Genomic DNA, 19,752 nt, shown 5'->3' on the forward strand with positions numbered 1-19,752 from the left:
ACCGTGTTCGACAAATGCCTCAATGAGGAGGAATTTCCGTGGTCGCCACGCCCGGTGCCGAACTGCTCCCCACCGCCAAACCCGTCCGGCTCATCGGCAAGAACGGTGAGCGCGCGCCGAAGGCCCGCGCCGCGGGCCACCCCATGCCCGCCCCCGAGGAGCTCCTGGCCGCCTACCGGGCCCTGGTCGTCGGCCGCCGCTTCGACCGCCAGGCGACCAGCCTGGTCAAGCAGGGCCGGCTCGCGGTCTACCCGTCCGCGCACGGCCAGGAGGCCGCCGAGGTCGGCGCCGTCCTCGCGCTGCGCCGCACCGACTGGCTCTTCCCGACCTACCGCGACAGCGTCGCCCTGGTCACCCGCGGCATCGACCCGGTCGAGGTGCTCACCCTGCTGCGCGGCGACTGGCACTGCGGCTACGACCCGGCCGCGCACCGCACCGGCCCGCAGTGCACGCCCCTCGCCACGCAGGCGCTGCACGCCGTCGGCGTCGCCTACGCCGCCCGCGCCAGGGGCGAGGACACCGTCGTCCTGGCCTTCCTCGGCGACGGCGCGACCAGCGAGGGCGACTTCCACGAGGCGCTGAACTTCGCCGCCGTCTTCCAGGTCCCGGTCGTCTTCTTCGTGCAGAACAACCGGTACGCCATCTCGGTGCCGCTCGCCCGGCAGACCGCCGCGCCGTCGCTGGCGCACAAGGCCGTCGGCTACGGCGTCCCGGGCGTCCAGGTGGACGGCAACGACGTCGCCGCCGTCCTCGCCGTCGTCGGCCGGGCCGCCGAGCGGGCCCGCGCCGGCGGCGGCCCGACCCTGGTCGAGGCGCACACCTACCGGATCGAGGCGCACACCAACGCCGACGACGCCGGCCGCTACCGCAGCGACGACGAGGTCGCCGCGTGGCTGGACCGCGACCCGGTGGACCGCCTCACCGCCCACCTGCGGCGGACCGGCGCGCTCACCGACGAGGCGGTCGCCGCCGTCGCCGAGGAGGCCGAGCGCGTCGCCGCCGACCTGCGCGAGCGGCTGCCCGCCACCACCCCGCCCGCCGCGGACGAGCTGTTCGCGCACGTCTACGCCGCCCCCACCCCCCAGCTGCGCGAGCAGGCCGCCCGGCTGCGCGCCGAGGAGCACTGATGGCCTCCCTCACCATGGCCCAGGCGATCAACGCCGCCCTCGCCGACGCCCTGGCCGCCGACGAGCGCGTGGTGGTGTTCGGCGAGGACGTCGGCCCGCTCGGCGGCGTCTTCCGCGTCACCGACGGCCTCACCGCCAAGTACGGCGAGGACCGCTGCTTCGACACCCCGCTCGCCGAGTCCGGCATCGTCGGCACCGCCGTCGGCATGGCGATGAACGGGCTGCGGCCCGTCGTGGAGATGCAGTTCGACGCGTTCGCCTACCCCGCGTTCGAGCAGATCGCCAGCCACGTCGCCAAGATGCGCAACCGCACCCGCGGCGCGATCACCCTGCCCATGGTGATCCGCATCCCCTACGCCGGCGGCATCGGCGGCGTGGAGCACCACTGCGACTCCTCCGAGGCCTACTACGCGCACACCCCCGGCCTCACCGTCGTCACCCCCGCGACCGCCGCCGACGCCTACAGCCTGCTGCGCGAGGCGATCGAGTTCCCCGACCCGGTGGTCTTCCTGGAGCCCAAGCGCCTCTACTGGGCCAAGGAGGAGGTCGAGCTGCCCGCCCGTACCGGGCCGTTCGGCCGCGCCGCCGTCCGCCGCGAGGGAAGCGACGCCACCCTGGTCGCCTACGGGCCGGCCGTCCCGGTCGCGCTGGAGGCCGCCGAGGCCGCCGCCACCGAGGGCTGGGACCTGGAGGTGGTGGACCTGCGCACGATCGTGCCGTTCGACGACGAGACCGTCACCGCCAGCGTCATGAAGACCGGCCGCGCCGTCGTCGTGGCCGAGGCGCAGGGCTTCGCCGGCGTCGCCTCCGAGATCGCCGCCCGCATCGGCGAGCGCTGCTTCCACGCGCTGGAGGCGCCGGTGCGGCGCGTCACCGGCCTGGACATCCCCTATCCCCCGCCGAAACTGGAGCACCACCACCTGCCGAACGCCGGCCGGGTGCTGGACGCCGTCGCGACCCTGCAGTGGGAGACCGCATGACCGCCCGCGAGTTCACCCTGCCCGACCTGGGCGAGGGCCTCACCGAAGCCGAGATCGTCCGCTGGCTCGTCGCGGCCGGCGACACCGTCGAGGTGGACCAGCCCGTCGTCGAGGTCGAGACCGCCAAGGCCGTCATGGAGGTGCCGACGCCCTACGCCGGGACCGTCGCCGAGCTGCGCGCCGCCGAGGGGACCGTGCTGGACGTCGGCGCCGTCCTCATCGTCGTCGACGACCGGGCCCCCGGGCCCGAGGCGGCCCGCTACATCGAGGAGGAGCGGGCCGGGTCGGGCAACGTCCTGGTCGGCTACGGCACCACCGCCGCCCCGCCCCGCAAGCGGCCGGTGCCCCGCCGCCACGCCGCGCCGGCGACGCGCCCGCTGGTCGTGTCGCCCGTCGTCCGCCGCCTGGCCCGCGACCACGGCGTCGACCTCGGCGCGCTCGCCGGCAGCGGCCCCGGCGGCGTCATCACCCGCGCCGACGTCGAGCGGGCCATCGCTCCCCCCGTGCCGGCCGACACCGCGCCGGCCAATACCGCGCCGGCCGAGCCCGTACCGGCCGCCCCGGCGCCGGACGGGCCGCGGCCCGTCGCCGAGCGGGTCCCGCTGCGCGGCGCCCGCAAGGCCGCCGCCGAGGCGTTCGCCCGCAGCCGCCGCGAGATCCCCGAGGCCACCACCTGGGTCGACGTCGACGCCACCGCCCTCGTGCAGACCCGGCAGGAGATCAACGCCCGCGCCGCGCGGCCGATCGGGCTGCTGGCCCTCATCGCCCGGTTCGTCGTCGCGGGCCTCGCCCGGCACCCCGAGCTGAACAGCCGCGTCGGCGAGGGGGAGATCGTCCGGTTCGACGGCGTCAACCTCGGCATCGCCGTCCAGACCGACCGCGGCCTGGTCGTCCCCGTCATCAGGGACGCCCACACCCGGACCGCCCGCGGCCTGCACGACGAACTGGCCCGCCTCACCGAGGCCGCGCGCGCCGGCGCCCTCACCGCCGCCGACCTGACCGGCGGCACCTTCACCCTCAACAACTACGGCGTCTTCGGCGTCGACGGCTCGGCCCCCATCATCAACCACCCCGAGGCCGCCATCCTCGGCGTCGGCCGGATCATCGACCGGCCCTGGGTCGTGGACGGCGAGCTGGCGGTCCGCAAGGTCGCCCAGCTCGGCCTGGCCTTCGACCACCGCGTCTGCGACGGCGCCCCGGCCGCGGCGTTCCTGCGCTTCGTCGCCGACTGCGTCGAGGACCCCCAGACGGCCCTCACCTCCCTCTGACCGGGTCAGTAGGCGACGCCCACGACCTGCCGCACGGTGGCCGGGTCGTGCAGCCAGCCCAGCGCCGCGTGGGCGAGATCGGCGCGTGCGAGGACCCGCCCGTTGGCGACGTTCGCGCCGGTCTCCTGCCGGTACCGGCCGCGCCCCGGCCCGCCGGTCAGCCGGGGCGGACGCGCGATCGTCCAGTCCAGCGGGCTGTCGCGGATCCGCCGCTCCATGGCGGCCAGATCGCTGTACACGGTGCGGAAGACGGCCGAGACCAGCGGGTAGACCAGCCTGCGGCCCGCGAACGACTCGCCGTCGGGCACGTCGCCGACCGGTGCGGCGCTGACGGCCACCAGCCGCCGCACACCGCACGCGTCCAGGGCGGCCACGATCTCGCGGATCAGCGAGGAGACGACGCCGGCGCGGGCCTGCCCGAGCGTGTTCGCCCCGAGCGCCGAGACCGCGGCGTCGTGCCCCGCCACCGCGTCCCGCAGCGCCGCCGGATCCGCCAGGGCGGCGGCGGACACCGTGAGACCGGGGTGGCGGACGGCGAGCCGGGCGGGATCGCGGACCACCGCCGTCACCGCGCAGCCCTGCTCCAGGGCTTGACGCACGACGTGGTGGCCGGTGCCGCCGGTGGCCCCGAAGACGACGACCTTCACCGGACACCCGCCGCGTCGTCCGGAGCGGCCCGCCTGACCCCAGAGATCGTCAGCAGGGGCGTGCCCGGGAGGCGTTCGGCCCCGGCCCGGACGAGCGGCAGGCCGGCGACCAGCGCCCGGCCCTCGTCCAGGTCCAGCCCCTGACCGGCGATGTAGGTGCGGAACCCCCACAGCGCGGGCTCGGCGAGCGGGCGCGGAAGCCCCAGCCGGGCCACGAACGCCCGCGCGTCGGCGAGTGCGCAACCGCGGTCGACCTCGGCCACCAGCAGCAGGCCGCCGGGCCGCAGCACCCGCGCCATCTCCGCCATGCCCTTGTCCCGGTCGGGCCAGTGCTTGATCGAGCCGATGCTGACCACGGCGTGGAAGTGCTCGTCGGGAAACGCCGTCTCCAGCGCCGATCCCACCTGGAACCCGACCCGGCCGGCCACCGTCCCGGCCCGCGCGCGGCGGGCGGCCCGTGCCACCTGCCCGGCGGACAGATCGACACCGGTCACGTGAAGACCGGCGCCGCGTTCGGCGAGGCGCAGCGCGAACCGGCCGCCACCGGAGCCGACCTCCAGGACCGAGCCGTCCGCCGGGACCCCGGCCACCAGCCGGTCGATCAGCCCGGACACCGTGGCCAGCACGGCCCCGGCGATGAAGCGGTCGTAGAACCACGCCTCCGACGGCGTGTAGCGCGCCGTGACGTCTTTCAGGATCACCGTGACGCCTCCCGTTGCCCGGTGCGGATGAGCGGGACCGGCCGCACCCCTTTCATATAGATATCACTGTCCATATGAGTCTCCGCTGGGCCCCCGCGCCTTCCGGCGGAAAGTTCGAACCCGTGCGGAGCAAGGCCTGGCGGCGGCCGCCCTTTTCCTCTACAAAGAGTAGTACTACGTTTTGTAGTAGAGACGAGGAGGTCTCATGCGGGTACTGGTCGCAGGGGCGGGGATCGCCGGACTGGCGGCGGCGCGGGGGCTGCTCGCCGCCGGCCACGAGGTGACGGTGCTGGAGCAGGCGGAGGGGCTGCGCCTCGGCGGCGGCGCCATCACCCTGTGGAGCAACGGCACCGCGATCCTCAAGGACATCGGCGCCGATCCGGACGGGCTCGGGCAACGGCTGACGACACTGAGCGTGCGGACGGCGGGCGGCCGCCCGGTGATGGAGATCGACCTGGCGGCGCTGGAGGCACGGCTCGGGTCGGAGTCACGGGTGGTCCCGCGCGGCACGCTGATCACCCGCCTGGCGGGCGGGCTGCCGGACGGAACGCTCCACTTCGGCGCCCGGATCGCCGAGGTGCAGGCCGGCGGCGACGGCGTGCGGGTGCGCACGCAGGCCGGCCGGGACTACAGCGGCGACCTCCTGGTGGGGGCCGACGGCGTGCGGTCACGGGTGCGCGAACTCGTCCTCGGGGACGGCCCGGCGGCCTGGACCGGCGCGGCCATCTGGCAGGGGCTGACGCCGGCCCCGTTCGACCTCGGCCCGGCCACGACGCTGATGCTCGGCCGGCAGGGCGACTTCGGGTACATGGGCGCGGGCGACGGGCTCGTGCAGTGGTTCTTCGACGTGCCGTGGTCGCCGGGCACGCCGCCGGAGGACAAGCCGCTGGAGATGCTGCGCCGGCGGTTCGGCGGATGGGCCGAGCCGGTCACGCGGATCCTGGACTCGCTGCGCGACGACGACCCCGAATTGTTCCCGCACACCCGGCACAAGGTGCCGCGCCGCTGGGGCGAGGGCCGGTGCGTGCTGCTCGGGGACGCCGCGCACAGCATGCCGCCCGTCATGGCGCACGGCGCGAACCAGGCGCTCGAGGACGTGGCGGCGCTGGTGGATTGCCTGGCCGCCGCGCCCGATCCGGCGGCGGTCGTGGACGCGTACTCGTCCCGGCGGAGGCGGCGGGCGGCCCGGGCGTCCGCGGTCGCCACGCGCGCGCTCGCGGTGTCGGGCCCGCGGACGCTGGGCCAGAGCGGGCCCCTCCTGCGCATGACCACCGGCACCCTGCCGAAGGGCCTGGCCACGCGCGGGTACGGGAGCCTGCTGCGCTCCCTCAGCGGCCGGATCTGAGGTCACACCCCCTTCGCCACGATCACCACCCCGGTGGTCGCGGCGATCCGGTCCTTGGAGATCTCCCGGTACTCGGGCGAGGACGCCCAGGCCTCGAAGGCGCCGCGGTCGCGGAACGCCATGAGGATCACCTTGTCGTAGGGCCATTCGCCCTCGACGACCTCGGGCGCCTCGTCCGCGACCAGCAGGCGCCCCTCGTAGCGGAGCAGCACCTCCATGAACCCCGCGACATAGGCGCCGTAGCGCGCGCGGTCGTGGATGCGGATCTGGGCCAGGGCGTAGGTCGTCATGCCCGGGACCGTACCGAACCCCGTTCGGTACGGGCAGGGACCCGTGTCCCGGCGGCTCCGGGACGATCATCCCGCCGGCATGGTGGGATGGGCGGGTGAGCCGCGCCGCAGAGGAGTCCAACCGCCGCATGCTGCGGGCCCGGGACGCGATGGACCGCGCCTACGCGCAGCCGCTGGACGTCCCGGCCCTGGCCCGCATCGCCTGCGTGTCGTCGGCGCACTTCACCCGCACCTTCCGGGCCGCGTTCGGCGAGACCCCGCACCGCTACCTGCAGCGCCGCCGCGTCGAGCGCGCGATGTTCCTGCTGCGCGAGACCGACCGGAGCGTGACCGACATCTGCTTCGCCGTCGGCTTCGGCAGCCTGGGCACCTTCAGCCGCACGTTCCGCGACATCGTCGGCCGGTCGCCGCGCGCCTACCGCAGGGAGGCGGCCGCCGCCGACGTGCCGACCTGCTTCACGATGGCCTGGACGCGGCCGCGCTCGTGAACCGCAGTTTCGGAGAAGTCCTCCACCTCCCGGCTCAGTAGCGTGAAGCCCATGTTCAACGCCATCACGCACTCGCAGATCTACGTCCTGGACCAGGACGAGGCCCTCGATTTCTACGTCGGCAAGCTCGGCCTGGAGGTCGCCTCCGACATCGACCTCGGCTTCATGCGCTGGCTGACCGTCCGCGTCCCCGGCCGTCCCGAGTTCGAGGTCCGGCTGGACCGGCCCGGCCCGCCGGCACTCTCGGAGGAGACCGCCGAGCAGGTCCGTGAGCTGGTGACCAAGGGCGCGATGGGCGGCTCGCTCATCTTCGCCACCGACGACTGCCGCAAGACCTACGAGACGCTGCTGAGCCGGGGCGTGGAGATCACCGAGGAGCCCACCGAGCGCCCGTACGGGATCGACTGCGGTCTCCGCGACCCGTTCGGCAACAGCATCCGCTTCACCCAGCCGAAGGCCTGAGGCTTCCTCAGGACGGCCGGTTGGCCTGCGGGATCTCGATGCTGATCGGCAGCCTGCCCTCGGACAGGAAGAGCAGGGCGCCCTGGCGCAGGATCTCGTCGAACATCCAGTAGATCTGCCGCAGCTCCTTGGGCGCCTTGGTGAGGTCGAGCAGTCCCTCGCGGACGGCGACGAACGGCGGCCAGAGGGTGGTGATCAGCGGGTCCCACAGCGGGTCCCGCGGGATGCGCAGCCAGCCGGCGATCTTGTCGCCGAGCAGGAAGCGCGTCAGCGAGCCGAGGATCGGCTTGGTGAGGATCCCGCCGTCGATCGTGGCGCCCAGGTTCAGCAGGATGTCGGCCAGCTTGATCCCTTCAGGGGTCGGGGCCAGCACCGGGTCGAGCACCTGCCCGGCCTGGGCGTTGGCCTCGCTCCAGGAGGCCGGGAGGTACTCGTCCCGGATGCCGAGCATGTGCCCGGTCAGCTGCCAGGAGTGCAGGAAGGCCTCGGACTCGGCGGCCGGGATCGGCACCTTCCACTTGACCAGGTTCTGCATGACGGTCGTCGGCAGGCTGTGCCAGGTGACCATCATGTCCGCCTGGCTGATCGGGATCCGCTCGTCGGCGGTCTTGGTCCAGTACGGCGACCTCGGCAGCAGGTGGCGCACCGCCGCGTGCACCAGCCGCGTCTTGACGCAGGTCACGATCATCTCGCCGTCGGGCTGGAAGGCCTTCTCGCTCCCGACGTCGTAGCCGAGCTTGGCGGTCTTGGTGATGCGGTCCTTCATGTCCGCGCCGCCCTTGGAGTAGTAGACCGCGCGCGCCTCGTGCGGGATGGCGGTGCTCATCATCCCGCTGGCGAAGCCGTAGGTCACCCCGAGGTAGAGGCCCCGCTTCTGGTTGAACTCGAACGCGGTGGCCAGCTTGCCCCGGTCGGCCCACGACGGGAGCGCGCGGGCCTTCTCCATGAAGGCCCGCAGGTCCGCCGGCAGGCCGCCGGGCAGCGGCTGGCCGTTCTTGGTCCAGGTCCGCAGGAGCCTGTTGACGTCGGGCACGGCGCCCCGGTCGAGCAGCGAGGCGACCAGCTCGTCGGCCTCGGGGTCCCACACCCATCTCGGGTCGGCCCCCTCCCCAGCGCCCGCCACCGAGCCCTTGGGCGACCATGTCCAGAGCGGGCTCGCCTGCGCGGGCGCGGCGGCGTTCAACGCGCCGACCGCGCCCAGCACCCCGCCCGCCATCAGCACGTTGCGTCTGCTGGGCTTCTCCATGCCTGGCTCCTCCTCGGACCCGCGAGCACTGCTTGATACAATGAAACGCAGTCCGATACCGCGTATCATCGCCATGGCCATGACAGCACACTGTGGCGGCCGTCACAAGGCCCAGAAACGACGGCGCTGAGGCAGAATCGGAGACCGGGAGGAAACCCATGGAGCCTGCGCGGGAGTCGCTGCTCGAACGCGCGTACACCGACGCCGTCGAGCGGGTCGACGACACCGACCAGACCCGCGCGCGCATCCTCGGCGCGGCCTACGAGCAGTTCTGCCGGATCGGGATCCAGCGCTCCACCATGGAGGACGTGGCCCGGCGCGCCGGCGTCTCACGGATCACGGTCTACCGGCGGTTCGCCACCAAGGACGCGCTGGTCGAGCAGGTGGTGCGCCAGGAGTTCCGCCGCTACTTCGACCGGTTCCTCATCGACATCGCGCGGGCCCGCACCGTCGCCGACCGCGTGGTGCTGGGCTTCGTGAGCTCGCTGCGCGCCATCCGGGGCAACCCGCTGATCGGCGGCCTGATGGAGACCGAGCCGGACCTGCTCGTCCCCTCCATGATCAGCGACGACGGCCGGACCCTGGCCACCGTGCGCCGCTTCGTGGCCGGCCAGCTCCGCCAGGAGCAGCGCGCGGGCAACGTGCCGGGCGACCTGGACACCGACCTGGTGGCCGAGATGATGGTCCGGATCTCCGCCTCGTTCCTGGCGATCCCCAGCCACCTCGTCGACCTGGACGACGACGAGGAACTGGCGGCCCTGGCCCGGCGCTTCCTCGTCCCCATGCTGGAACCGAGGGCGCCCGGATCGAACCCCCGCTGACACGTGCCACTTCCCGGCAGTGTCACCTTGCTCGCGGAGCGTTGCGCCCCACCTCACCTTGATGCACGGTCCCTCTGAGCTTTCGCAGCGGAGAGGAGCCGGTGCAAGGCGGAACGTCATGGCCTGCGGCAGATGGCCTTCACCCCGGCGATCGTCGCTCACGACTCGCTCTGGTGGCGGGCCCACGGGGCAAGGGGTGGCGCGAGGGCGGCCGGGTCCCGAGCGTGCCCGCGCACGTCGCACCGGTCCTGGCGCCGGACGGGGTGCGGCTGCCGTGCGCGACGACGGCGTCTGCGTCACCGGTTCGGCGCTGCCCGCGCTGTGCTGCGGCGGAGACCTCCAACTGGCCGAGGCCCTGCCGAGCCGCCGCGCGACCGGAGGTTCCTCGCCCACCATTCCCACGGCGGAAACAACTGGGGCCCAGCGTCGAGTTCCCCTAGAACGGCCTCTGCGTGAGAAGGATCAGGAAGCCGGCCTGGGGGTGGCCAGGAGTTCGCGGCCGCGTTCGGGTGTGATCACGGTGGCCAAGACCGGATGGGTGAACAAGGCGACCGGTGCAAGGTGTTCGTGGCTGCGTGGACGCCAGGCAGCGAACGCCTGCTTGATGGCCTGCCACAGTTCTTCGCTGGGTTCGGGATGGGCCTTCAGGGCCGCCTTGACCTGGGCGTCGAATTCAGGGTTCCCGTACACGACCGCGGTGGAGCCGGATCGAGCGCGGTGTTGCTCGACCAAGGCCTGCAGGCCCGGGTGCTCGGCACCCAGCGCCCACTTCAGCGTCGACATGACGCCCTGGGCTTCGGCCCGTTCGTACTGCAGGTACATGAGCGGGAGCAACTCGTCGATGAACAACGGGTCGGTGTTGTACTCCTCCTGCCAGAAGAGCTGCGGAAAGGGGTAGCCCAGGAGCCGCTCGGCTTCCTGGCGGTCGCCGGTGAACAGGCGGAGCTGGCCCAGCAGGATCTCCACGCGGTTGCCGTGCCCCTGCTGCTCGATCCCGCTCAGCAGTGACAGCGCGGTGTCCACATCACCGGCCAACGCGGCAGCCCGCCCTCGCTCGGTCGTGGCCTCGACCATGTCCAGCCGGGCACGTTCCTCGCGGGCGCGGTCGACCCACCAGCCGTGCAGGTCCTCAAAGCAGTCCTGCAGGCCGGCATGGCGTTGAGGCCCCAGGTCTGACCAGGAGGAGTACTGGTAGACCGCCCAGTCGCCGCCTGCGTCGACGTCCTGGGGATCGAGGAAGATGATCGTCAGGTCGGCGTCCAGCGAGATCAGCAGGCCGCGGCGCAACAGGGCAGCGATCTGGCCGAAGTGCGCTGCGACATCTTCATCAAGATCTTCTTCATCCGCCTGGTGAGCCCAGCCTTCGGCCCAGTGAGGTTCCAGCTCGTGCAACCAGCCGATCTGATCGGCGCTGCGGAAGCTGTCGACGATCCCTTGCAGGTTGCGCCACCCGTTGGTGGTCGCCAAGAAGGCCCGGTAGGTGGGCGGCAGCGCGCACCCCAGTCGCCGCTCGGCGGCCTCCAGCCCGGCCTCGGTCGCCGGTGGCGCTCCGAGCCAGCGGTCCTGTACTGCGGCCGGAGCCGGCTCCTGGTGCTGCCGGGGGTCGTGTTCGTCAATGCGTTCAGCGCTCCACCGGCGCAGATAGGGCATCCAGTCCATCGGTCAAGGATGGCGAACGCCTCTGACATCGGATGCGGCACGGCCTGGGGGTAGCACGCCATCAAGAGCCCAGCCGCGTCTGGGCCAGCCGTCACAGTGCGCGGTCGTCAGGCGTGTTCGGCGGCTTGGCGGGTGTGGGCTAGGCGGTAGGAGTCGGCGCCGGCCTTTCGGCCCGGTCCGACCATTGGATCTCCTGCACCATCCGCTGGATGACGGACGATGAGATCAGAGCGTTCACCGGCCGGCTCCACCAGATCGCCATCAGCCCGTCCGCCGCAAGCCGGCAGACCCGGCATACGGCCGAGACGATCCTGAAAGAACACGGGCTCTGGTCTCCTCAAGCGCCCTGACCGGGCTTCCCTCACGGCCGAGGGATCGGACTCCCGCCGACAGCCGCCCGCTTCGTCCACGCCGCTCGAAGACAGGCTCAGCTTGTTCTTTGACCTCAGGTTGCCGGGAAGTGCTTGCCGGAGACGAAACTGCGGTGCGTGCCGCCACCGTGCCAGCCAGACTTGCGGACATGACCGAGAAGATCACCCGCATCAATCCCGAGCAGCTGCACCAGACGCCCGGCTACCACCACATCACGGTGGTGGAGGCAGGGCGTACGGCCTACCTGGCGGGACAGTGCCCGCTCGATCGCAACGGCGACCTCGTCGGGGCCGGTTCCTTCGAGAAGCAGGCCGATCAGGTGATCGCGAACGCGCTCACCGCCCTGGCGGCGGCGGGTGCCGAGCCGTCACACGTGGTGCGGTCGGTGATCTACGTGCGAAGCGACGAGCAAGGCGACCTCGGAGCCGTATGGCGCCGGCTCACCGAGTCCGCCCTGGGACCGGTGTTCACCACCGCCAGCACGCTCCTGGGCGTCGCCCAGCTGGGCTTTTCCGGACAGCTCGTCGAACTGGACCTCACCGTGGCGCTGCCGGACTGATCTCGAACGGCGTATCCCACCGGGCATTCGCCGGACGCTGGGGCGACCTTCGTCTGATCATGTGCTCCGGGTGCGGTGCACTCGGTGGTGGAACTGACGCTGCCGCCCGAGCACGGACGGGCGCCTGATGCCGGCGGTTAGACGCACTGATTCGACCGAACCCCGCCGCCGAGCTTGAGACATCACACTTCGCGACCACCCGCGGTGAGAGTTTCGGCCCCTTAGGAGAAGATCAAGGGTTGAACGACAAGCTCAGCGTTCGTCCCTGAACCGCAGCTTCCCTGTCGCCGAAGGCCCTGCCATCCTGAGGTGATGGGGCATGATCGAGGACTTCCGGCCGAACGCTATCGCTCTCCTGCCGGCTGGCAGCCGCCCGCTGGAGTCAGGCCGGGATGGGATTGGCTGCCGCCCGGCGGTGGACGGGCTCACCCGGCGCTGGTCCCGTGGTGGATCAGGGTCCTCTACCGAGTGCCCTTCGTCGACCGGTATGCACACGTCCTCATGTGGCATCGAGGTGCTTGGGAAGTCTGGCCACCGGACTTGATCGGTCCTGGGCCCGGTGGTTCCGAGTCTCTGTGCGGATCGGCTCCGTCCAGGTGAACGCAAAGCGAACCGGCCAGAGAAAGCGCCGACCGATCGATCCCGCTTGAACGGACCCCGGGTTCCCTGTAGTTCGGCGTCTGTCACCGGTAGCCGATAAGGGCGCGTGCCCTGATTTTGTATGCACCGGACCACTGCAAGTGCCGGCGCAAGATGTCCATCGAGGCGCCGCCGTCGATCCCACCGCGGTCGGGGAAGCGGTCGCCGATCGCGGACGGGCGGTAGTGCAGGCCACGCGCGGCTTCGAGGTGTCATGTCCAGTGGCGAACACCGCGTTCACGGACGCGGCTGCGCTGCCGAAGGACACACCGCCGGTGACGCACTTGAGGATCGACGAGACCCGACACGGAGAGGCGAAGTTCGGTCTGGTCGGTGGTGCCGGGCCGTTGGGCGGATCGAGAGCCGCAGTACGGCGAGGGTGTCGGTGTGCATCGGCGCCCAGACCTGCCAGTGGCGGGCCGGGCTCCAGGTGGTCGCGATCGACATGTGCACCGTGTTCAAAGCCGCGGTGCGCGACTCGCTGCCGCACGTCCGCACGTGGTGGCCGCAGATCCTCGCCGCGATCACGGTGCCGTGCGTCTTACGCGAACGCGTTATAGGCCAAGCGCCGCCGAGCCCCGATCCAGAGATACATAAAGAGTTCATATAAATCGGTTATGCTTCAGGGATGAGCCGCCGAGACGCCGCGCACAGCGCTTCCGAAGCCATCGGGTCAGCCCTCTACGGTCTGGCCACCAGGGCCGTGAGACGCCTTCCCCGCGACATGAGCCTGACGTCCGCCGCCACCTTGGCCACCCTGGACAAGACCGGCCCGCGACGGATCACCGATCTGGCGGTGGCCGAGGGCGTCACCCAGCCCGCGATGACCGTCCTGGTCCGGGTGATGGAGGAATTCGGGCTGGTCGAGCGGAAGAGCGACCCCTCCGACAAGCGGGTCACGCTGGTGTGCCTGACCGAGGCCGGCGCGTCGTACGTCCGGACGCGACGCCAGGCGGGCGTCGACGCGTACGCGCGGTTGATCGACGAACTCACCGGTGACGAGGTCGAGGCCCTGGCGGCAGCCCTTCCGGCGCTGCTGCGTCTGGCAGAGCTCGAAAGCCGCGCCCGCGAGGAGCCGGGCCGATGACCGCGCCCCAGGCCCACGAGCAGCCCATGAGCACTCCCCCGATACGTTCCGGGGCACGTCTGCTGGTCCCCGCCCTGGTGTTCATCGCCCTGGTCGTGGCGGCGGTCGCCAGCCTCGGGACACCGCTCATCACCAGCGTGGCGACCACGTTCCACGTCTCCCTCGACAGCGCGCAGTGGACGCTGACCATCGCCCTGCTCAGCGGCGCCGTCGCCACACCCGTCCTCGGCCGGCTCGGAGCCGGCCCGCACCGGCGGGCCACGATTCTCGCCACGCTGGCGATCGTCGTCGCCGGCAGCGCGCTCACCGTGCTGCCGCTGCCGTTCGCCTGGCTGCTCGTGGGCAGAGCGGCCCAAGGCGTCGGCCTCGGTCTCACGGCGCTGATGATGGGCGTGGCCCGCGACCATCTTCCCGAGGAGCGCAGCGCGGCCACGATCGCCCTGATCTCAGTGGTCTCCATCATCGGAGCCGGCGTCGGCTACCCGCTGGCCGCGCTGCTCGCCGAGTTCGGCGGTCTGCGGACCGCCTACGGCCTCGGCCTGCTCGTCACCGCCATCGCCTTCGTGACCGCGTGGCGCTCCATGCCCGCGGCTCCCGAAGGCCGCTCCGCTCACGTGAACGTGGCCGGTGCGCTCGCCCTGGCGGGTGGACTGCTCCTCGTCCTGTTCCTGGCCGGCGAGAGGAGCCTGTGGAGCCGGCACCTCGCCGTGGCGGTGTCCCTTGCCGTCGCCGCCGTACTCCTGCTCTGCGCCTGGACCGTTTCCGAACTGCGGACCAAGACGCCCCTGGTCGACGTCCGGGCGGTACGGCACCCGGCGGTCGCCGGGGCGAACATCGCCATGCTCGTCGGCGGGAGCGGCATGTACCTCCTGCTCACGCTCATCACCCGCTACGCGCAGACGCCGCACAGCGCCGGCTACGGCTTCGGACTGACCACCTTCGTGGCGGGGCTGGTCCTCATCCCGTTCTCCGTGCTGGGGTTCGTCGCCGGCAAGCTCACGCCGCGGGTCCGCGAGCGGATCGACGGCCCCCTGCTCCTGGCCGGCAGCGCCGCCATCGTCGGCGGCGGGTTCGTCCTGTTCGCCACCGCCCGGTCCAACCTGGCCGAACTGCTCGCGGCCATGAGCGTGCTGGGCTTCGGCGTCGGCAGCTTCTCGGCCGCCATGCCCGGCGTCATCCTGGCCGTCACCCCCAAGAGCGAGACGTCGAGCGCCATGAGCTTCAACTACGTCGTCCGCAGCGTCGGGTACTCCCTGGGCAGCGCCATCGGCGGTCTGGTCCTGGCCGCCGGCACCGCCACGGGCCGCCTCTTCCCGAATGACGGCGCCTACACGACCGCGGCACTGGTCGGCGTCGCCGCGATGGCGATCACGACGATGGCCAGCCTCGCCCTCGCCCGCCGACGCTCATCCGATCACGGCTCCGAACGGTGAGCCGGGCCAGGGCCGGTCGGGTCGAGCAGGAAGCTACTGACCTACAGCGCGTCGGCCATGGATCTGAGCATCGATTCCGAACACAGGAGGCACCGCGGCCAAGAGCCATCGGGGCAGCGCCTAGCGCATCATTGCGAACCCCGAGAAGTCTGCTGCCTACAACAAGCTGGCTGGTCCAGCCGTCAAGGACGCGGGCGGGCGACTACTCGTCCGCGACTCAGGAGGCGCTGGCCACACTTGCTGACGGCGTCGAGCACGAAGCCGACTGCGGGGATCACTTCGGCCCTGCCTTGCCGGACGAAGTCGGCCAGCACAGTAGGGCCGACTGCCCGATCTGCCGTGATCGCCCGATTCAGCGATCCCGGTGGTGCGGGTAAGCCCGACGATTCGATCATCTCGGCGTCGATCCGTCCACGGTGGGATCGATGGCAGCGCCTCGGTGAGCGTCATGCGTCCAACAGCACCTGGTCCAGGTCGGACCGGTTCGCCGCACGGCCGCGAGCAGACCCCATGGACGAGTGCGCGCCCAGGAATGCAGCCACCCGGACCGCACGCCCGCTAGGGCGTGCATCGAAAGTGCGACGCTCTGAGAGCATGGTGTGATGGAACATGTTCGGCAGATGGTCAGTTCTGGGTCGCCACTTGAGCCTCAAATTGGATTTTCGCGGGCAATCCGCAAAGGGAGGCATGTCGCGGTTGCCGGCACCGCGCCCATCGGGGACGACGGGACGACGGTAGGGCAAGGCGACGTCTATGCCCAGACCGAGAGGTGCCTGGATATTGCCGAGGCCGCGTTGGAGGAAGCCGGGGCGTCGCTGGAGGATGTCGTGCGGACTCGCATCATGCTCACGGACGTGACGCGCTGGAGGGAAGCCGCGCAAGCGCACGGCGAGCGGTTCGCATCGGTCCGTCCAGCCTGCACCTTTGTTGAAGTCTCACGTTTCATCGATCCCGACTGGCTCGTCGAACTAGAGCTCGACGCCATCCTCGACTAACCCGCGAAGGTGCTGACCGCAGTCACTCATGTTGGCCGCGATGAGGACGGTCGCTTCGTAGCGGACGGCGACCTGACTTGGCTCAAGATCGCTGATCTTGGGTAGGGTGCTGGCTGTTGAGCTGCGGTTTCGTCGTGTGAACGGCGAAAATCTGCGCACTAAGCGGCCGGTTCCAGGGGTCTGCCCATCGCTTCCCGGTTACGGCTTCAGCGACAAGCCGGCCGCGCCGGGGTGGGGGATCGAGCGGATATCCGACGCGTGATGCGAGCTGATGGCCCGGCCCGGCTACCGGCGGTTCGGCGCCCAGGGCAGCGACTGGGGCACCAGCATCGCCACGAGCATCGGTCAACGGCAACCCGATCGGGTCGCCGGCATCCATCTCATGCCGCCGCTCGCACCGCCCGATCCGGCCACGTTGGACGACCTCACCGGCGCCGAGCGGGCGGCGCTCGCGACACTGCGGGAGGCGGACGAATGGGGCTCCGGATACTCGGTGCAGCAGTCGACCCGGCCGCAGACGGTCGGCTACGGGCTGGTCGACTCGCCGGCCGCCCTCTGCGCCTGGATCGTCGAGAAGTTCTGGTCGTGGACCGACTCCGGTGGCGACCTGCATCGGGTTATTACCCGGGATGAGCTGCTCGACAACCTGATGCTCTACTGGCTGCCCGGCACCGGTGCCTCATCCGCCCGGCTGTACTGGGAAAGCCTCCGGCAGGTCAACGAATAGATCTCCGGGTCGGCCGGCGCGCCGGTGACCGTACCCACCGGCTGTTCGGTCTTCCCCAAGGAGCTGCAGCGCCCGTCTCGGCGGTGGGCGGAGCGCCGGTTCCCGAACATCCGGTACTGGAACGAGCCCGGCAAGGGCGGCCACTTCGCGGCGTTCGAGCAGCCGGCGTTGTTCGTCGACGAGGTCCGGTCATTCTTCCGGCTGGTCCGCTGATGGTCACCCGTACTCGGTAAGCGGCTGGCTAAAGATCAACAAGTGCCCATCGGGTGTCTGTACGTTGAAGTCGCGCATCCCGTAGGGCCGGTCAGCCAGTGGCTCGACGATGTCGGCGCCGCGGGCGCGCAGCTCGTCGTGGCAGGAATCGACGTCGTCGACGACAACCGTCACCCTGGCCGGGCCGACGCTGCTTTCGGCGTACAGGTGGAACTCGGCGGTGTCGCGGATCACGGCCGCGTAGCTGGGTGGGGTCTCCCAGGTGAATATGGTGTCGAATCCGAGCACGTCCGTGAAGTACGACCGCGCTGCCTGCACATCTCGGCACGGCAGCACGGGAACCGCCACCCGCATGACCATTCCGTCACCGTACCTGACTTTGGCTCAAGATCGCTGATCTTGGGTAGGGTGCCGGCTGTTGAGCTGCGGTTTCGTCGTGTGAACGGCGAAAATCTGCGCACTAAGCGGCCGGTTCCAGGCTGTCTCTCGTGGCGTATGTGCGCACGGTGAAGACGGCGTCGGGGGCCAGGGCGGTGCAGATCGTGCACTCCTCGCGTCGCGGGTCGCGGGACATCGAGCACATCGGCTCGGCGCATGACGATGCGGCGTTGGAGGCGCTCAAGGCGGTGGCGAGGCAGCGTCTGGCTGTGGGGCAGCCCGAGCTCTACTTTGGCCCGGACTTCGCGGCGTTGCAGGCCGGCAGTGGTGCTGGTGGTGGGCCGCTTGCGATCACGTCGTCGCGGATGGGGTACCTGTGGGACGCGCTCGGCCACGCCTACCAGCTGTTGGGGTTCGAGGAGGCCGCTGGTGGTGACGAGGTGTTCCGATTACTGGTGCTGGCACGGATCGTCGAGCCGACCAGCAAGCTGGACAGTCTGCGGGTGGTCGAGGAGGCAGGTTTCGACCCGCCGGCGTACGCGACCCTCAAGCGGCGTCTGCCCGCGTTCGCGAAAGAGTCCTGGCGGCAGAAGTTGGCCGCGGCGTGCGCCCGCACCGCTGATCTGGGGCCGGCGTCACTGGTTCTCTACGATGTGTCCACCTTGTACTTCGAGACCGATGCCGGGGACGGGTTCCGTGAGCCCGGGTTCTCCAAAGAACGCCGCCTGGAGCCGCAGATCACGATCGGGCTGCTCACCGACGCAAGCGGGTTTCCGTTGATGGCTAACGCGTTCGAGGGCAACCGGGGCGAGACCACTACGATGCTGCCGACCATCCGTGCGTTCATGGATGCCCACCAGCCGGCTGATGTCACGGTCGTGGCCGACGCTGGCATGATCTCTGCGGCCAACCAGCAGGCCATCGAGGCCGCGGGGTTGTCGTTCATCCTCGGCGCGCGGATACCCGACGTGCCGTACGTGGTCCAGGCGTGGCGCCACGAGCACCCGGATGAGCAGATCCCCGACGGGCACATCTTCACCCAGCCCTGGCCTGCCGGCCCCAAGGACCAGCGCCGCGACCAGATCATCTACTACCAGTACCGGGCGGACCGGGCTCGGCGCACCCTGCACGGCATCGACGAACAGGTCGCCAAGGCCGAGCAGGCCGTCGCCGGCAAGACCGCGGTCAAACGCAACCGGTTCATCCAGCTCACCGGCGCCACCAAGAGTGTCAACCGGACCCCGGAGCCAAGGCACGCGCCCTTGCCGGCCTCAAAGGCTACGTCACCAACCTCCCGGACGTCACCGCCGAGTTCGTGATCGACGCCTACCACCGACTGTTCCGCATCGAGAAGTCGTTCCGAACGTCTAAACACGACCTACGTGCGCGGCCGATCTACCACCACAAGCGCGAGTCGATCGACGCGCACCTGACGGTCGTGTTCGCCGCCCTGGCCGTCAGCAGGTGGATCGAGCAGACCACCGGCTGGTCGATCAAGAAGTTCGTGCGCACCACCCGCCGCTACCGCACCATCAACATCCAGGCCGGCGAGCACACCCTCACCGCCGTCGACCCGCTACCCGACGACCTCCGCGATGCCCTCACCCGCATCCACGACCGCGGTGCGCACTAATTTGAGCCAAGTCAGGTCACTCATGTTGGCCGCGATGAGGACGGTCGCTTCGTAGCGGACGGCGAGTTTCTCGTAGCGGGTGGCCATCGCTCGGTTTCTCTTGAGGCAGTTGATGTCGCACTCGACCGCATGGCGCTGGCGCTGGTCTGCCCTGACGAACTTCGGCGGGCGACCGCCGCGAGAGCCGGGTTCCTTGCGGTTGCGGATGTGGTCGACCTTGTCCGGGATGGTGCAGCGGATCCCGCGCGGCCGAAGTCCTGGCACGCCCTGGACAAGCCGCGCTGCTGCCCGCACCGCGCCGAACACCTGGCCAAAGTCATTCCGGTACTACACAACCGCGAACTTCAAACCACCTGTTGAAAAGGCTCCCTGACGCCAGACCGCGCTCACCAGGCACGGCCAAGCTCAAAGACCCCCATATCCTGCACCAGGCATGGTTGCCAACAGACAAGAAGGGCTCGGGGAGCTACCTCTCACCGAGGTCGGTCCCCGAAACGCCGTGCAAGCGGGGCCGGACATGCGTTTTCCGGGAATGCGAAAGGGCCCCGCCACAAGTGGCGGGGCCCTTTCCAATATGAGTCCGGCGGTGTCCTACTCTCCCACACGGTCCCCCGTGCAGTACCATCGGCGCTGAAGGGCTTAACTTCCGGGTTCGGGATGGGACCGGGTGTTTCCCCTTCGC

At 70.7% G+C, this 19,752-nt stretch carries 21 protein-coding genes, 1 rRNA gene and 1 pseudogene; 15 read left to right on the top strand and 8 right to left on the bottom strand.

The annotated features are described in order from the left end of the window. Positions 1 to 38: 38 nt before the first annotated feature. The 3 genes from pdhA to ACRB68_RS36510 are packed head-to-tail and all read left to right on the top strand — an operon-like array spanning position 39 to position 3,375. Positions 39 to 1,127, top strand: coding sequence for a pyruvate dehydrogenase (acetyl-transferring) E1 component subunit alpha (gene pdhA, locus ACRB68_RS36500; RefSeq protein WP_328595236.1), 1,089 nt, complete (start codon positions 39 to 41; stop codon positions 1,125 to 1,127). Further along, a complete protein-coding gene (locus ACRB68_RS36505; RefSeq protein ID WP_153540650.1) occupies positions 1,127 to 2,107 on the top strand; it encodes an alpha-ketoacid dehydrogenase subunit beta in 981 nt (326 codons plus the stop codon). The genes pdhA and ACRB68_RS36505 overlap by 1 nt, the downstream gene beginning before the upstream one ends. Continuing rightward, a complete protein-coding gene (locus tag ACRB68_RS36510) occupies positions 2,104 to 3,375 on the top strand; it encodes a dihydrolipoamide acetyltransferase family protein (RefSeq protein WP_153540652.1) in 1,272 nt (423 codons plus the stop codon). Before ACRB68_RS36505 ends, ACRB68_RS36510 begins: the two co-directional genes overlap by 4 nt. A gap of 5 nt (positions 3,376 to 3,380) precedes the next feature. Here ACRB68_RS36510 and ACRB68_RS36515 read toward each other — a convergent pair whose 3' ends face one another. Further along, the gene (locus tag ACRB68_RS36515) at positions 3,381 to 4,022 is read right to left on the bottom strand and encodes an NAD(P)-dependent oxidoreductase (RefSeq protein WP_328595237.1); all 642 of its coding nucleotides are present in this window, start codon (positions 4,020 to 4,022) and stop codon (positions 3,381 to 3,383) included. Next, positions 4,019 to 4,723, bottom strand: coding sequence for a class I SAM-dependent methyltransferase (locus tag ACRB68_RS41775; protein WP_153540656.1), 705 nt, complete (start codon positions 4,721 to 4,723; stop codon positions 4,019 to 4,021). The genes ACRB68_RS36515 and ACRB68_RS41775 overlap by 4 nt, the downstream gene beginning before the upstream one ends. Before the next feature lie 205 nt (positions 4,724 to 4,928). Between ACRB68_RS41775 and ACRB68_RS36525 the strand changes: the two genes are divergently transcribed. Continuing rightward, positions 4,929 to 6,068: an FAD-dependent oxidoreductase gene (locus ACRB68_RS36525; RefSeq protein WP_153540658.1), complete on the top strand. Its 1,140-nt coding sequence runs from the start codon at positions 4,929 to 4,931 to the stop codon at positions 6,066 to 6,068. Positions 6,069 to 6,070: 2 nt separating this feature from the next. Here the strand turns inward: ACRB68_RS36525 and ACRB68_RS36530 are convergent, their stop codons facing one another. After that, the gene (locus ACRB68_RS36530; RefSeq protein ID WP_153540660.1) at positions 6,071 to 6,358 is read right to left on the bottom strand and encodes a DUF1330 domain-containing protein; all 288 of its coding nucleotides are present in this window, start codon (positions 6,356 to 6,358) and stop codon (positions 6,071 to 6,073) included. A 95-nt stretch (positions 6,359 to 6,453) separates the two neighbouring features. Between ACRB68_RS36530 and ACRB68_RS36535 the strand changes: the two genes are divergently transcribed. Both ACRB68_RS36535 and ACRB68_RS36540 read left to right on the top strand, forming a co-directional pair. Continuing rightward, positions 6,454 to 6,846 (top strand): helix-turn-helix domain-containing protein, encoded by a 393-nt coding sequence (locus ACRB68_RS36535; RefSeq protein WP_407924331.1) that lies wholly within the window; start codon positions 6,454 to 6,456, stop codon positions 6,844 to 6,846. A 51-nt stretch (positions 6,847 to 6,897) separates the two neighbouring features. Further along, positions 6,898 to 7,308, top strand: coding sequence for a VOC family protein (locus ACRB68_RS36540; RefSeq protein ID WP_153540662.1), 411 nt, complete (start codon positions 6,898 to 6,900; stop codon positions 7,306 to 7,308). A 7-nt stretch (positions 7,309 to 7,315) separates the two neighbouring features. Here the strand turns inward: ACRB68_RS36540 and ACRB68_RS36545 are convergent, their stop codons facing one another. Further along, positions 7,316 to 8,554 carry an oxygenase MpaB family protein gene (locus tag ACRB68_RS36545; RefSeq protein ID WP_153540664.1) on the bottom strand — a complete coding sequence of 413 codons (1,239 nt, stop codon included), beginning with the start codon at positions 8,552 to 8,554 and terminating at the stop codon, positions 7,316 to 7,318. 158 nt (positions 8,555 to 8,712) lie between these two features. Here ACRB68_RS36545 and ACRB68_RS36550 point away from each other — a divergent pair, with 158 nt between their 5' ends. Next, positions 8,713 to 9,375 (top strand): TetR/AcrR family transcriptional regulator, encoded by a 663-nt coding sequence (locus tag ACRB68_RS36550; protein ID WP_153540665.1) that lies wholly within the window; start codon positions 8,713 to 8,715, stop codon positions 9,373 to 9,375. 462 nt (positions 9,376 to 9,837) lie between these two features. Here ACRB68_RS36550 and ACRB68_RS36555 read toward each other — a convergent pair whose 3' ends face one another. Next, positions 9,838 to 11,034, bottom strand: coding sequence for an SMI1/KNR4 family protein (locus ACRB68_RS36555; RefSeq protein WP_153540667.1), 1,197 nt, complete (start codon positions 11,032 to 11,034; stop codon positions 9,838 to 9,840). 209 nt (positions 11,035 to 11,243) lie between these two features. Here ACRB68_RS36555 and ACRB68_RS36560 point away from each other — a divergent pair, with 209 nt between their 5' ends. The 7 genes from ACRB68_RS36560 to ACRB68_RS40715 all read left to right on the top strand — a co-directional run bounded on the left by ACRB68_RS36560 (position 11,244) and on the right by ACRB68_RS40715 (position 17,059). Beyond that, a complete protein-coding gene (locus tag ACRB68_RS36560) occupies positions 11,244 to 11,384 on the top strand; it encodes a hypothetical protein (RefSeq protein WP_153540669.1) in 141 nt (46 codons plus the stop codon). A gap of 170 nt (positions 11,385 to 11,554) precedes the next feature. Beyond that, positions 11,555 to 11,965, top strand: a complete 411-nt coding sequence (locus ACRB68_RS36565; protein WP_153540671.1) for a RidA family protein — start codon at positions 11,555 to 11,557, stop codon at positions 11,963 to 11,965. Between the two features lie 1,267 nt (positions 11,966 to 13,232). After that, positions 13,233 to 13,691 carry a MarR family winged helix-turn-helix transcriptional regulator gene (locus tag ACRB68_RS36570; protein WP_235960695.1) on the top strand — a complete coding sequence of 153 codons (459 nt, stop codon included), beginning with the start codon at positions 13,233 to 13,235 and terminating at the stop codon, positions 13,689 to 13,691. Next, positions 13,688 to 15,124, top strand: coding sequence for an MFS transporter (locus tag ACRB68_RS36575; RefSeq protein ID WP_153540673.1), 1,437 nt, complete (start codon positions 13,688 to 13,690; stop codon positions 15,122 to 15,124). Before ACRB68_RS36570 ends, ACRB68_RS36575 begins: the two co-directional genes overlap by 4 nt. A 602-nt stretch (positions 15,125 to 15,726) precedes the next feature. Then, a complete protein-coding gene (locus ACRB68_RS36585) occupies positions 15,727 to 16,119 on the top strand; it encodes a RidA family protein (protein ID WP_153540675.1) in 393 nt (130 codons plus the stop codon). Positions 16,120 to 16,390: 271 nt separating this feature from the next. Next, on the top strand, positions 16,391 to 16,846 hold the full coding sequence (locus ACRB68_RS40710; protein WP_207709949.1) for a hypothetical protein: 456 nt from the start codon (positions 16,391 to 16,393) through the stop codon (positions 16,844 to 16,846). Between the two features lie 24 nt (positions 16,847 to 16,870). Beyond that, complete coding sequence (locus tag ACRB68_RS40715; RefSeq protein WP_207709950.1) at positions 16,871 to 17,059, top strand: alpha/beta fold hydrolase; 189 nt, start codon at positions 16,871 to 16,873, stop codon at positions 17,057 to 17,059. A 3-nt stretch (positions 17,060 to 17,062) separates the two neighbouring features. On the opposite strand, the gene ACRB68_RS36595 is transcribed toward ACRB68_RS40715, so the two are convergent. Continuing rightward, entirely contained in the window at positions 17,063 to 17,419 is a 357-nt protein-coding gene (locus ACRB68_RS36595) for a VOC family protein (RefSeq protein WP_153540677.1), read from the bottom strand. Positions 17,420 to 17,601: 182 nt separating this feature from the next. On the opposite strand from ACRB68_RS36595, the pseudogene ACRB68_RS36600 reads away from it, so the two are divergent. Further along, positions 17,602 to 19,070: pseudogene (locus ACRB68_RS36600) on the top strand (IS1634 family transposase). Here ACRB68_RS36600 and ACRB68_RS40720 read toward each other — a convergent pair. Next, complete coding sequence (locus tag ACRB68_RS40720; RefSeq protein WP_207709951.1) at positions 19,014 to 19,376, bottom strand: transposase; 363 nt, start codon at positions 19,374 to 19,376, stop codon at positions 19,014 to 19,016. The pseudogene ACRB68_RS36600 and the gene ACRB68_RS40720 sit on opposite strands and share 57 nt — an antisense overlap. 272 nt (positions 19,377 to 19,648) lie before the next feature. Then, positions 19,649 to 19,752: ribosomal RNA gene (gene rrf / locus ACRB68_RS36610) — 5S ribosomal RNA — on the bottom strand; the annotation flags it as partial.

This window comes from Actinomadura macrotermitis (assembly GCF_009604375.1).
In the GTDB taxonomy this organism is placed as follows: domain Bacteria; phylum Actinomycetota; class Actinomycetes; order Streptosporangiales; family Streptosporangiaceae; genus Spirillospora; species Spirillospora macrotermitis.

Bases quoted from the DNA above. Each gene is read 5' to 3' on its own strand.
- ACRB68_RS36595 (WP_153540677.1), bottom strand. From the start codon at position 17,419: ATGGTCATGCGGGTGGCGGTTCCCGTGCTGCCGTGCCGAGATGTGCAG.
- ACRB68_RS36505 (WP_153540650.1), top strand. From the start codon at position 1,127: ATGGCCTCCCTCACCATGGCCCAGGCGATCAACGCCGCCCTCGCCGAC.
- ACRB68_RS36560 (WP_153540669.1), top strand. From the start codon at position 11,244: ATGACGGACGATGAGATCAGAGCGTTCACCGGCCGGCTCCACCAGATC.
- ACRB68_RS36510 (WP_153540652.1), top strand. From the start codon at position 2,104: ATGACCGCCCGCGAGTTCACCCTGCCCGACCTGGGCGAGGGCCTCACC.
- ACRB68_RS36525 (WP_153540658.1), top strand. From the start codon at position 4,929: ATGCGGGTACTGGTCGCAGGGGCGGGGATCGCCGGACTGGCGGCGGCG.
- ACRB68_RS36555 (WP_153540667.1), bottom strand. From the start codon at position 11,034: ATGGACTGGATGCCCTATCTGCGCCGGTGGAGCGCTGAACGCATTGAC.
- ACRB68_RS40710 (WP_207709949.1), top strand. From the start codon at position 16,391: ATGGCCCGGCCCGGCTACCGGCGGTTCGGCGCCCAGGGCAGCGACTGG.
- ACRB68_RS36585 (WP_153540675.1), top strand. From the start codon at position 15,727: ATGGAACATGTTCGGCAGATGGTCAGTTCTGGGTCGCCACTTGAGCCT.
- ACRB68_RS36530 (WP_153540660.1), bottom strand. From the start codon at position 6,358: ATGACGACCTACGCCCTGGCCCAGATCCGCATCCACGACCGCGCGCGC.
- ACRB68_RS36565 (WP_153540671.1), top strand. From the start codon at position 11,555: ATGACCGAGAAGATCACCCGCATCAATCCCGAGCAGCTGCACCAGACG.
- ACRB68_RS36570 (WP_235960695.1), top strand. From the start codon at position 13,233: ATGAGCCGCCGAGACGCCGCGCACAGCGCTTCCGAAGCCATCGGGTCA.
- ACRB68_RS36550 (WP_153540665.1), top strand. From the start codon at position 8,713: ATGGAGCCTGCGCGGGAGTCGCTGCTCGAACGCGCGTACACCGACGCC.
- ACRB68_RS36540 (WP_153540662.1), top strand. From the start codon at position 6,898: ATGTTCAACGCCATCACGCACTCGCAGATCTACGTCCTGGACCAGGAC.
- ACRB68_RS36575 (WP_153540673.1), top strand. From the start codon at position 13,688: ATGACCGCGCCCCAGGCCCACGAGCAGCCCATGAGCACTCCCCCGATA.
- ACRB68_RS36545 (WP_153540664.1), bottom strand. From the start codon at position 8,554: ATGGAGAAGCCCAGCAGACGCAACGTGCTGATGGCGGGCGGGGTGCTG.